The sequence below is a fragment of the Streptomyces sp. NPDC005485 genome (assembly GCF_040606085.1).
Lineage (GTDB): Bacteria > Actinomycetota > Actinomycetes > Streptomycetales > Streptomycetaceae > Streptomyces.
Genome location: NZ_JBEXDZ010000051.1, coordinates 43,925 through 55,746, shown reverse-complemented (window position 1 = coordinate 55,746; position 11,822 = coordinate 43,925). Strand labels below are relative to the sequence as shown.

Genomic DNA, 11,822 nt, shown 5'->3' with positions numbered 1-11,822 from the left:
GACTCGCGGGGGGTGTTGTGGGCCGGAGGGGGCCGGGGGCCCGGCCGCCGGCGGGGGGGGGGCCACCCCCCCCCCCCCCACCCCCCCCCCCCCCACGACCGCTGTCGTACTACCGCGGAGTCATCCGGTCTGCTGCGGAGTCATCCGCTCCACCATCTCCGGGTGCTCCTTCAGCCACGCTGCCACGGATTCCTCCTCGTGGCCCTGGCCGCCCTGCTTGATCTCGCTCTCCAGGCTGCCGAGTTCGGCCTCGCTCATCCTGAAGTTCTTGATCCACTTCGTGAGCTGCGGGTACCGCCCGGGGAACTCCTTGTTGGAGATGGTGCGGATGGTGTTGCCCTCGCCGAACAGCTTCTTGTCGTCCGCGAGCTTGGTCAGCTTGTACTCGCTGTAGGCCCAGTGCGGGGACCACAGGACGACGGCGACCGGCTTCTTCTTGGCGTACGCGCGCTTCAGCTCGGCCAGCATCGCGGGCGTTGAACCGTCAACGACCTTGTACTCCTTGTCGAGGCCGTAGCCGGGCAGCACCTTCTTCTTGAGGAGGTTCATCTCGCCGGTGCCCGGCTCGATGCCGATGATCCGCCCGTCGAAGGTGTCCGCCTTGCCCTTGAGGTCCTCGAGGGACTTGACGTCCTTGACGTACGACGGAACCGCGATCTCCAGCGAGGTTGGCCGGTACCAGGTGCCCAGGTCTCTCAGGTCGTTCTTGTTCTTGTCCCAGTAGTTCTGCTGGGCGTACGGCAGCCAGGCGTCGAAGTTGAGATCGAGGTCGCCGCTCGCGAGGCCGGTGTAGACCGGGCCGACGTCCATCTGCTTCAGGTTCAGCGTGTAGCCGCGCCGGGCAAGGACGTTCTTCCACAGGTAGGTGACGGCGACGTCCTCGTCCCAGGGGAACCAGGCGACGTCGAGGGAGCGCTTCGCCTCGGCGGCAGCGCCGGCGCTCTTGACCGGGGCCAGCTTGTCGACGAGGCCCGGGTTCTTCTTCAGCCAGGTGCGCACGGCGTCCTGCTGCTTGCCCTTGCCCGCCTTGTTGATCTCCGCCTCGAGGCCGGTGAGCTGCGGCTCGGTCATCCTGAAGTTCTTGAGCCAGCCGCCGACGACCGGATTGTCCTGGGCGAAGCCCTTGCGGGAGAGGGTGTGCACGCCGTCGCCCTTGCCCCAGGCGCCCTTCGGGTCCTTGAGCTTCCTCAGCTTGTAGTCGCTGTACGCCCAGTGCGGCGACCAGAGCGTGACGACGAGGGGCTGCTTCTTGGCGTACGCGCGCTTCAGCTCGGCCAGCATCGCGGGCGTGGAGCTGTCGACGACCTTGTACTCCTTGTCGAGGCCGTACTCCTTGAGGACCTTGCTCTTGAGCATGGCCATCATTCCGGCGCTGGACTCGATGCCGGTGACCTTCCCGCCGAACTTCGACGCCTGGCCCTTGAGGTCCTCCAGGGAGTCGATGCCCTTCATGTACGCGGGCACCGTCAGTTCCAGGGACGTCGGGGCGAACCAGGAGCCCAGGTCGTCGAGCTGATCGCCGTACTTCTTCCAGTACTGCGCGTGGGTGGTCGGCAGCCAGGAGTCCGTCTGGAAGTCGATGTCGCCCGAGGCGAGCGAGGTGTACAGCGGGCCCGCTTCGAACTGCTTGGTGTCGACCTCGAAGCCGCGCTCCTGAAGGATCTCCTTCCACAGGAAGGTGGAGGCGATGCCCTCGTCCCACGGGATGTAGCCGATGGTGACCTTCTTGCCCTGGCCGACGTTCTCGGCGTCGGTGGCGGTGGCCGTGGAGGTCGAACCTCCGAAGACGCCCATGCCGCCGGCGACCAGGGCGAGGACGACCACGCCGACCACGGCCACGGCGGGCCGGGGGCGGTAGGACCAGATCTTCAGGCCCTGCGCGGCACGGAGTTTGGCGAGGGAGCGGCGGCCGAGCGGGGAGACCTGGGTGCCCAGGGCGCTGGTCATGCGGTCCAGGTAGATCGCCAGGATGACGATGGCGACGCCGGCCTCCGAGCCGAGGCCGACGTTGACCTGGCCGATGGCCTCGTTGACGGCGCCGCCCAGACCGTCGGTGCCGACCATGCCCGCGATGGCGGCCATGGACAGGCTCAGCATGATGACCTGGTTGACACCCGCCATGACGGTGGGCAGGGCCAGCGGCAGCTGGATGCGCAGCAGCGTGTCGCGGGGCGTGGTGCCGAACGCGTCGGCGGCCTCCACGAGTTCCTTGTCGACCTGGCGGATGCCCAGCTCGGTCATGCGGACGCCGGGGGCGATCGCGAAGATCAGGGTGGCGACGATGCCCGCGGGGGCGCCGGTGCCGAAGAACAGGATCGCCGGGATGAGGTAGATCATCGCGGGCAGCGTCTGCATGAAGTCCAGGACCGGGCGGACGATGCCGCTGACCCGGTCGGAGCGCGCCGCCCAGATGCCCACGGGCACCGAGACGACGAGCGCGATGAGTGTCGCCACGAGGACGAGCGACAGGGTCATCATCGCGTCCTCCCACAGGTCGAGGGAGTCGATGAAGGCGAATCCGACGAAGGTGAGGACGCCGGCGGAGGTGCCGCGCAGCCAGAACGCGATGACGGCGAAGATGCCCGCCAGGAGAAGGGGTTCAGGGGCCTGGAGGACGGCGTCGATGCCGTCGTAGGTGCCCTGGAAGACGGTCTTGACGAAGTCGAAGAGCCACGACATGTGGGCGAGCAGCCAGTCGACCGCGTCGTTGACCCAGTCGCCGAAGGAGATCCTAGGCATCGGCCTTCACCACCTTGACGGACTTGCCGCGCGGGTTGTCGCAGGGTGCGGGCTCGCCCTGCTGGTCGCCGAGGAAGCCGACCAGGCGCTGCCGGGGCACCCGGCCGACCAGCTTGCGTTGTGCGTCGAGCACGGCGACCGGGTGCGTCACCCGGGCACTGATCGCGCACAGCTCCACGAAGGAGGTCTCGGGGGTCGCGGTCTCGCAGGCGCACGACACCTCGTCGCCCTGGACGGCGGTGTCCATCACGGCCCCCGCGGTCAGTACGCGGGAGCGGTCGACGTCCTGGGTGAAGGAGGCGACGTAGTCGTTCGCGGGGCGCACGAGGATGTCCTCGGCGGTGCCGGTCTGGACGATGCGGCCGTCGCGCATGACGGCGATCCGGTCGCCCAGGCGCATGGCCTCGTTGAGGTCGTGGGTGATGAAGACGATGGTCTTCTTGAGCTTGCGCTGCAGTTCGATCAGCTGGTCCTGCATGTCGCGGCGGATCAGCGGGTCGAGCGCGCTGAACGACTCGTCCATCAGCAGCAGTTCGGCGTCGGTGGCGAGCGCGCGGGCGAGGCCGACGCGCTGCTGCATGCCGCCGGACAGCTCGTCGGGCCAGGACTTCTCCCAGCCGGCGAGCCCGGCGAGTTCGAGGGCGTGGGCGGCCCGCTCGTTGCGCTCGGCGCGGGGCACGCCCTGCACGCACAGGCCGTAGGCGGCGTTCTCCAGGACGCTGCGGTGCGGGAAGAGTGCGAAGTGCTGGAAGACCATGCTGATCTTCTTCGAGCGGACCTCGCGCAGCGCGCGGGCGCTGAGCCCGGTCAGGTCCTGGCCGTCGAAGCGAACGTGCCCGTCGGTGGGCTCCAGCAGTCCGTTGAGCATGCGCAGCAGCGTGGACTTGCCGGATCCGGACAGACCCATGACCACGAAGATCTGGCCGGGTTCGACCGTGAAGGACGCGTCGATCACCGCTGCGGTGGTGCCGTCGGCGCGCAGCTCCTCGCGGTCCGCTCCGGCCCTGAGCCGGCGCACCGCCTCGTCCGCCCGTCTTCCGAACACCTTGTACAGATGCTCTGCCTCAAGCCTGGATGACACGTCTACCTCTCGTCCGGACGATTGAAAGCGCAACCGTCGTCGCTCAGAAGGCGGCACCTGCCCCCGCTTACCCGAAGCAAACGCGGAAGTGGCCCAGGTCACTGCCGGTCTCGAACTGCCTCGGGTGTCGGGGCGCGGCCGGTTCCGGGTCGCTGTCGGTGGCGTACGGCATGATGCGAAGGGTGACCAGACGCCTGATGCTGCTCGACACCGCCTCTCTGTACTTCCGTGCCTACTTCGGGGTTCCCGAATCGGTGAAGGCCCCGGACGGCACGCCCGTGAACGCCGTGCGCGGGCTGCTCGAATTCATCGACCGGCTGGTCAAGGACCACCGTCCGGACGACCTGGTGGCCTGCATGGACGCGGACTGGCGCCCCCAGTGGCGCGTCGACCTGATCCCCTCCTACAAAGCGCACCGGGTGGCCGAGGAGCACGACCTCGGTCCGGACGAGGAGGAGGTGCCGGACACCCTGTCGCCGCAGGTGCCGGTGATCGAGGCGGTCCTCGACGCGCTCGGCATCGCGCGCGTGGGCGTGCCGCGGTACGAGGCGGACGACGTGATCGGCACCTTCGCGGGGCGCGCCACCGGCCCGGTCGACATCGTCACCGGCGACCGCGACCTCTACCAACTCGTGGACGACAAGCGGGAGATCCGCGTCCTGTATCCCCTCAAGGGCGTGGGCACCCTGCAGCTCACCGACGAGGCATGGCTGCGCGAGAAGTACGGGGTGGACGGACCCGGTTACGCGGATCTGGCACTGCTGCGCGGCGACCCGAGTGACGGTCTGCCGGGCGTGCCCGGCATCGGCGAGAAGACGGCGGCCAAGCTGCTCGCCGAGTTCGGCGACGTGGCGGGCATCATGGCGGCGCTCGACGACCCGAAGGCGAAGCTGACACCCTCGCAGCGCAAGCGGCTCGACGAGTCGCGGCCCTACGTCGCGGTGGCGCCCACGGTCGTCCGGGTCGCCGGTGACGTTCCGCTGCCGGATGTCGACACCGCGCTGCCGCACACGCCCCGCGATCCGGCCGCTCTGGACGAACTCGCGGCCCGCTGGGGCCTGGGCGGATCATTGCAGAGGTTGCTTTCGACTCTTCAGGTGTGAGGTGTTAACTGAGGGAAGGTGTTAACTTAGGTAAGCCTAAGCAAGTGAACTGGGAGGCCGTCATGGCAGAGCGTCCGGCACGCAGGACTCCGAAGCCGCACTCCGCGCGCGTCGTTCGCACCGAACGGCTCACGCCCCACATGCAGCGCGTGGTGCTGGGCGGCGACGGCCTTGCCGAGTTCTCGGTGGGCACCTGCACCGACCACTACGTGAAACTCCTCTTCGGCCCCGAGGGCGTCGACTACCCCCAGCCCTTCGACATGCAGCGCATCCGCGAGGAGTTCCCGCGCGAGCAGTGGCCGGTGACCCGGACCTACACCGTGCGCGCCTGGAACCCCGAACTGCGTGAGCTGACGCTCGACTTCGTGGTGCACGGCGACGAGGGTCTCGCCGGTCCATGGGCGGTGCGCGTCCAACCGGGCGAGACCGTACGGTTCATGGGCCCGGGCGGCGCCTACGCGCCGGACGCGGCCGCCGACTGGCATCTGTTGGCCGGTGACGAGAGCGCGCTGCCCGCGATCGCCACCGCACTGGAGTCCCTGCCCGACGGCGCCGTGGTCCGCGCCTTCATCGAGGTCTCCGGCCCCGAGGAGGAGCAGAAGATCGACTCCGACGCGGAGGTCGTCTGGCTGCATCGCGGGGAGCGCCCTCTCGGCCGGGCGCTCGTCGAGGCCGTCCGCGCGCTGGAGTTCCCTCAGGGCCGCGTGCACGCGTTCGTGCACGGCGAGGCGGCCTTCGTGAAGGAGCTGCGCAAGGTGCTGCGGGTCGAGCGCGCGATCCCGCGCGAGGACCTCTCGATCTCCGGCTACTGGCGCCTGGGCCACAACGAGGACGGCTGGCAGGCGTCGAAGCGGGAGTGGAACGCGCAGGTGGAGGCGGAGCAGGAGAAGGCCTCACCGAACGCCTGAGCCGAGCTCGGCAGGCTCTGCCGGCGCGGACCGCGATCGAGGAGCCTTCCGAGGCGGTCGCGGCCTCGTACGCTTGATCGTGATGAGACGAAAGCCCCGGATTCCGCCCTCGCCCCTGCCGCAGCGCCGCGGGGTGGATCCGGTGCGCATCAAACTGCCGCAGGGCGAAGCGTGGGCCACCGTGCGGGAGCATCTGGTGGACCGGCTCGCTGGGGCGGGCCCCGGGGTCGTCGACGGGATGCTCGACGCGGGAGAGTTCGTCGGGGCCGACGGACAGGCGGTGACCGCCGACACGGCGTACGTACCGGGCATGCTCGTGTGGTTCCACCGGGAGCTGCCCGACGAGGAGCGCGTGCCCTTCGCCATCGACGTCGTGTACCGCGACGAGCACATCGTGGTCGCCGACAAGCCGCACTTCCTCGCCACCACCCCGCGCGGCAGCCATGTCGCCGAGACCGCCCTCGCCCGGCTGCGACGGGAGCTGGACCTCCCGGCGCTCGGGGCCGCGCACCGGCTCGACCGGCTCACGGCCGGGCTGGTGCTGTTCACCGTACGACCGCAGGAGCGGGGCGCGTATCAGTCGCTCTTCCGCGACAAGCTGGTGCGCAAGGAGTACGAGGCGGTGGCCCCGTACGACGCGGGGCTGGTGCTGCCGCGCACGGTGCGCAGCCGGATCCTCAAGGAGCGCGGGGTGATGGCCGCCCAGGAGGTCGAGGGCGAGCCGAACGCCGTGAGCACGGTCGAGCTGCTGGAGCGGCGGGCTCGGCGCGGGCTCTACCGGTTGACGCCCGGCACCGGCCAGACCCATCAACTGCGCGTGCACATGAGCGCGTTGGGCGTGCCCCTGCTCGGCGATCCGCTCTACCCGGTGGTGACCGGCCCCGTGCCGGCCGGTGACTTCCGGCGCCCCCTCCAACTGCTGGCGCGGGGGCTGGAGTTCACCGATCCGGTCACGGGGCGGGAGCACCGGTTCCGCAGTGCGCGGGTGCTCGCGGCCTGGTCGTCGTACGAGGAGTGGGCCGAGTAGTCACCCGCCCGGCCCACTCCGCGCTGGGCGCGGCAGGCTCAGTAGCCCCGCCACCAGCGCAGGAAGCGCTGCCAGGCGCCCAGTCGGTGCGCGGGCTCCGGGGCCGGCATGTGCCGGTTCGCCGTCGCGGGTTGCGGCGCGGGAGCCGTGGGCTGCGGCTGCGGGGTCGAGACGTGCCAGTCCGTGCGCTGCTGAGGCATCGGGCGCATGCCGGGCTGCTGCATGACGTCCTGCGGCTGGTTCGGCGCGAACCGGACCGGCAGCTCCACCAGGTGGCGTGAGGACATCGACGCCCGCCAGCGCAACTCGTCCTGCTTGCAGGCGAGTTGGACGTCGGGAAGCCGCATCAGCAGGGCGTCCACGCCGACGTCGGCGATGGCGCGGCCGATGTCCTGACCGGGGCACTCGTGCGGGCCGCCGCCGAACGCGAGGTGCGAGCGGTTGCCCTGCATGTCGGCCTTGAGGTCGGGACGGACCCGCGGGTCGACGTTGCCCGGCGCGATGCCGAAGAGCAGCCCGTCGCCCTTGCGGATGCGCCGGCCGCCCAACTCCGTGTCCTGCTTGGCGAAGTAGCCGAGGACCGCGCTGAAGGGCGGCTCGTCCCACAGGGACTGCTCGACCGCCTCGGGCACCGTCATCTGGCCGCCGCTGAGCTGGGCCCGGAAGCGCGGGTCGGTGAGGACCATGCGCAGGACGTTGGCGATCAGGTTGGCGGTGGCCTCGTACGCGGCGAGCAGCACGAGCCACAGGTGCTGGGTGACCTCCTGGTCGGTCAGCCCCGCCGGGTGGGTGATGAGCTGACTGGTGAAGTCCTCCTCGGGATGGGCCCGGCGGCGGGCGGTGAGCTGGGTGAGGACGCCGTTGACGTACTCGTTGCTGGCGATCGCGGTCTCGGTGCCCTTGAGCAGGTCGCGGGTGGCCTGCACCATGCGGTCGTTGTACTCCTCGGGCATACCGAGGATCTCGCACAGCACGGCCATCGGGAGGTGCTCGGCGAACTGGCCGACCAGGTCGGCGCGGCCCTCCTCGCAGAAGCGGTTGACGAGCCGCTGCGTGGCGCGGTTGATGTGGCGGCGCACTCCGCGGTGGTCGATGGTCGACATGGCGCCGGTGACGGCGCCGCGCAGCCGCAGGTGCTCGTCGCCCTCGGCGTAGGAGCAGATGGGCTGCCAGGCGATGTGCGGGGCCAGCGGGTGGTCGGGGCCCGCCGAACCGTCCTGCACGGCGGTCCACAGCCGGCTGTCGCGCGCGTACTGCGAGGGGGTGGACACCAGGTGCAGGTTCTCCGCGTGGCCGAGCACCACCCAGATGGGCACGTCGTTGTGGAGCAGCACGGGGGCCACGTTCCCGTGCTCGGCGCGGAGTTTCTCGTACAGCGCTCCCAGGTCGTCCGCCTCAGGGCCGTAGAGCCGGTGCAGCCCGCCGGGTCCGAGGTCGTGGGCGGGGCAGCCGGGCGGCGGGCCGAGCACGGAGTCGTCGGTCCCGGCCGGGAAAGAGGGTTCAGGCGTCACGGTGATCGCTCCGAAAACTGATCTGGATCCGGTGTCTTGGGGAGAGGTCTGCGGTGCGTACGGGTGTCAGGCGGGCGTCGAGGTCATCGCGAGGGAGTGCAGGAAGCGCATCAGCGTCATCAGGACGTCCCGGCTGGAGGCCCGGCGGCGGGCGTCGCACTTGATGATCGGGATGTCGTCCGCCAGGTCGAGCGCGGCCCGTAGGTCCTCGATGGGATAGCCGGGGGCGTCCGGGAAGTCGTTTATGGCGATGACGAACGGCACCCCGCGCTCCTCCAGGCGGCCGATCACGTCGAAGCTGACCTCCAGGCGGCGGGTGTCGACCAGGACGACCGCGCCGAGGGCGCCCTCGAACAGGCCGTTCCACAGGAACCAGAAGCGTTCCTGACCGGGGGTGCCGAAGAGGTAGAGCACCAGCTGTTCCGTGATGCTGATGCGCCCGAAGTCCATGGCCACGGTGGTGGCCGTCTTGGTGTCCGAGCCGTAGTTGTCGTCGACTCCGACGCCGGCCTGCGTCATGGTCTCCTCGGTGGTCAGCGGCTTGATCTCGCTGACAGCGCCCACCATGGTCGTCTTGCCGACCCCGAAACCGCCCACGATCACGATCTTCACGGCGGCGGTGGCCGTGTGCGGAAGATGGTCCTCGGCGCGAGGACCCGTGATGGTGTCAGAGCTTTTGAAGTCCATGCATCACCGCTTCGAGGAGGGAACGGTCGGGGAGCGCCTGGCGGACGATCGGGGCGCGCGCCTGGACCAGTTCGGCCGCCAGCAGCTCGGTGAGCAGGACGGTCACCACGCTGAACGGCAGGTTGAGATAGGCCGAGAGCTCGGCCACGGACAGGGGGGCCGTGCAGAGCCGGAGCAGCGCCGACTGCTCCGGCTGGGCGGTGGGCGGCGACACGTCGGCGCGCGCCACGATTAACGTCACCAGGTCGAGGGCGGCCCGGTCGCCGTCCTCGACTCCGCCCGTGATGGTGTAGAGGCGTTCGGGGTTCTTCCCGGGTTTGGCCTCTTTGCCGTCGTCGCCGTCCTCGGCGTTGCCGGCCTTGCCGGGAGGCTCCGGGGGTTCTTCCTTGGGGTAGCGCCGCTGGCGTTGCGGAGGAGTCATACGGTCTGCCCGTTGCGTCGGGGCGGACTCGTCAGATGGGCGCCGATCCGGACGACGAGGTCGCGCATCCGGTTGCTCATCATCCCCGCCTCCGCGCTCATGTTGGCGAGCACCGCGAGATAGGCGTTGGGACCCGCCGCCATCAGGTAGAAGTAGCCGCCGTTGATCTCGATGATCACCATGCGCATCCGGCCGTCGCTGTTGGGGAGTTCACCCGCCACGGCCCCGGCCAGGCTCTGCAGACCCGCGCAGGCGGCGGCGACGCGGTCGGCCTGGTCGGGGTCGCCGCCGTAGCGGGCGATGCGCAGTCCGTCGGCGGAGAGCACCACGATCTGCTGGATGCCCGCGACGCCGTCGGCGAGCTCCTTGAGCATCCAGTCGAAGTTGGCTCGCTGCTGGATCACTTGAGGTCCCCCTCGTCATCGGCCTCCAGGTGGGCCGGCTGGATGTTCGGGTCGGCGAGGGCCGGGTCCGGATCGCCCTTGAGCCCGTTCATGAACGCCTCGACCCACAGGCCGGGTTCGGGCTCCTTCTCCTCCGGGGCGGGCTGCGCCCAGGAGGGCGCCGCGGCCGCCGCGGCCTCTGCGGCCGCCTCCGCGGCGCGGGCCTCGGCGATGCGCTGGCTGAGGGGGACCGTGACCCTGCTGCGGCGCTGCGGAAGGCCGTTGGCCGTCCACTCGGTGACCTCCGGAACGTCGTCCTCCATCGATGCGCCGTTCGGAGCGGGGATGCGCGGGCCGGTCGTCGGGCGGCGCTTCTTGGGCTTGCGTGCGGGACCCTCGACCCCGCCGGTGTCCAGGGTCGGCCTGGAGGCCGCGCCGATGCCGTGGGCGGCGCCGACCGCGGGCTCGTTGGTGAGCATGTCGTGCGGTACGACGAGGATGGCGCGCACACCGCCGTAGGCGGACTGGCGCAGCGACACCTGCATGTTGAACATCTGCGAGAGACGGCCCACGACGGCCATGCCGAGTCGCGGGGCCTCCCCGAGGACGTTGAGGTCGACGCCCTGCTGGGCCTGCAGCAGCAGGTTCTCGGCGCGGGCGCGGGCCTCCTCGCTGAGGCTGACGCCGCCGTCCTCGATCTCGATGGCGATGCCGGTCTGCACCTCGACGGCGGTGACGTGCACCTTGGTGTGCGGCGGCGAGTAGCGGGTGGCGTTGTCGAGGAGTTCGGCGGCGGCGTGGATCAGCGGCTCGACCGATCCACCCCTGACGGCGATGTCGGCGATCGAGTGGAGCTCGATACGGCGGTACTCCAGGATGCGCGACATGGCGCCGCGCAGCACGCTGAACAGCGTGACGGGCTCGGGCCACTGGCGGACCGGACGGCCGCCGCCGAGTACGGCGATGGAGTCGGCGAGACGGCCGATCAGCGCGGTGCCGTGGTCGATGCGCAGCAGGTCGTCGAAGACCTCGGGGTTGCGCCCGTGGTCCTCCTCCATCTCGCGGAGTTCGTTGTTCTGCTGGTGGACGATCGCCTGGACGCGCCGGGCGATGTTGACGAAGGAACGCTGCGCGGCGTCGCGCATCGACTCCTCGCGGTCGATGATGCGCAGCACGGTGCGCAGCAGATCGCGCTGCGATCGCGGGAGTTCGCGGTTGACGGGGTCGCCGTCGATGAAGGTGCGAATCACCTCCGCGGGGGAATCTCCGCCGCGCAGCTGCTGCAGTGCGCCGGGCAGGAGATCGCTGCCGAGGCGCACGATCTGCTGGTCGTGGGCGGCGATGCGCTGTTCCAAGTACGCGGTCCGGCGCGCGAGTTCGGCGCGCGCGTCGCGAGCGATGCGGCCGCGGCGCACGGCTTCGGCCGCGCTCGCGAGCACAAGGAGCATCGCGACGGCGCCGCACCAGCCGACGGCGATCCGGGCGGGTTCCGTCACTACGGCGACGGCGGCTCCGGTCGCCGCGGCCATCACTATGGCCGGCAGCAACAGCAAGCGCGCGTAGGGAAGTTCACGGCCAGCGGGAGGCGATTGAACACTCACCATGTATGCCCTCTGAGACAGGTCGGCTTGGGGGTCGGGGGGGTTTGTGGGGGAATCATCGCGGTTCAAACTGAATCTTCGGAACTTTTGGGAACAAGCGCCCGAATACATCTCAACTCGGTGCGCTGCGGGCGAGCTTAGTCCGACCGGATCATCGCTGTGTCATATTCAGCAAGCACCTGAAATCACCCACGCGACAGGAGTACCCTCGGCTCCATTTACACGCTCAGGATTCATTCGCACACGGTGCGTGACGGCGTACGGGCATACGAAAAAGCCCGGAACGACCGCGGGAAAGGGGCCCCGGAACGGGGCCGGCCGGGCCGGACCGGACATCGGCAGGTGGGGGTACGGCTCCGGC

General features: G+C 70.0%; 10 protein-coding genes. 3 read left to right on the top strand and 7 right to left on the bottom strand.

All coding sequences use genetic code 11. The features are described from left to right. Positions 1-120: 120 nt before the first annotated feature. Positions 121-2,739 (bottom strand): ABC transporter permease/substrate binding protein, encoded by a 2,619-nt coding sequence (locus tag ABZS97_RS19185; protein ID WP_356139327.1) that lies wholly within the window; start codon positions 2,737-2,739, stop codon positions 121-123. Further along, the gene (locus ABZS97_RS19180; RefSeq protein WP_356139325.1) at positions 2,732-3,820 is read right to left on the bottom strand and encodes a glycine betaine/L-proline ABC transporter ATP-binding protein; all 1,089 of its coding nucleotides are present in this window, start codon (positions 3,818-3,820) and stop codon (positions 2,732-2,734) included. The genes ABZS97_RS19185 and ABZS97_RS19180 overlap by 8 nt, the downstream gene beginning before the upstream one ends. 173 nt (positions 3,821-3,993) lie before the next feature. Here ABZS97_RS19180 and ABZS97_RS19175 point away from each other — a divergent pair, with 173 nt between their 5' ends. From ABZS97_RS19175 to ABZS97_RS19165, 3 genes are all read left to right on the top strand, one after another. Continuing rightward, positions 3,994-4,923 carry a 5'-3' exonuclease gene (locus ABZS97_RS19175; protein ID WP_356139335.1) on the top strand — a complete coding sequence of 310 codons (930 nt, stop codon included), beginning with the start codon at positions 3,994-3,996 and terminating at the stop codon, positions 4,921-4,923. Between the two features lie 62 nt (positions 4,924-4,985). Beyond that, on the top strand, positions 4,986-5,831 hold the full coding sequence (locus tag ABZS97_RS19170) for a siderophore-interacting protein (RefSeq protein WP_356139323.1): 846 nt from the start codon (positions 4,986-4,988) through the stop codon (positions 5,829-5,831). An 82-nt stretch (positions 5,832-5,913) separates the two neighbouring features. Next, positions 5,914-6,858, top strand: a complete 945-nt coding sequence (locus tag ABZS97_RS19165) for an RluA family pseudouridine synthase (protein WP_356139321.1) — start codon at positions 5,914-5,916, stop codon at positions 6,856-6,858. Positions 6,859-6,896: 38 nt separating this feature from the next. Here ABZS97_RS19165 and ABZS97_RS19160 read toward each other — a convergent pair whose 3' ends face one another. The 5 genes from ABZS97_RS19160 to ABZS97_RS19140 all read right to left on the bottom strand — a co-directional run bounded on the left by ABZS97_RS19160 (position 6,897) and on the right by ABZS97_RS19140 (position 11,464). Beyond that, complete coding sequence (locus ABZS97_RS19160; protein WP_356139319.1) at positions 6,897-8,369, bottom strand: cytochrome P450; 1,473 nt, start codon at positions 8,367-8,369, stop codon at positions 6,897-6,899. 66 nt (positions 8,370-8,435) lie between these two features. Next, positions 8,436-9,056: an ATP/GTP-binding protein gene (locus ABZS97_RS19155; protein ID WP_356139317.1), complete on the bottom strand. Its 621-nt coding sequence runs from the start codon at positions 9,054-9,056 to the stop codon at positions 8,436-8,438. After that, entirely contained in the window at positions 9,037-9,477 is a 441-nt protein-coding gene (locus tag ABZS97_RS19150) for a DUF742 domain-containing protein (RefSeq protein WP_356139315.1), read from the bottom strand. The genes ABZS97_RS19155 and ABZS97_RS19150 overlap by 20 nt, the downstream gene beginning before the upstream one ends. Beyond that, complete coding sequence (locus ABZS97_RS19145; protein WP_356139313.1) at positions 9,474-9,881, bottom strand: roadblock/LC7 domain-containing protein; 408 nt, start codon at positions 9,879-9,881, stop codon at positions 9,474-9,476. The genes ABZS97_RS19150 and ABZS97_RS19145 overlap by 4 nt, the downstream gene beginning before the upstream one ends. Further along, positions 9,878-11,464: an ATP-binding protein gene (locus tag ABZS97_RS19140; protein WP_356139311.1), complete on the bottom strand. Its 1,587-nt coding sequence runs from the start codon at positions 11,462-11,464 to the stop codon at positions 9,878-9,880. The genes ABZS97_RS19145 and ABZS97_RS19140 overlap by 4 nt, the downstream gene beginning before the upstream one ends. Positions 11,465-11,822 lie beyond the last annotated feature (358 nt).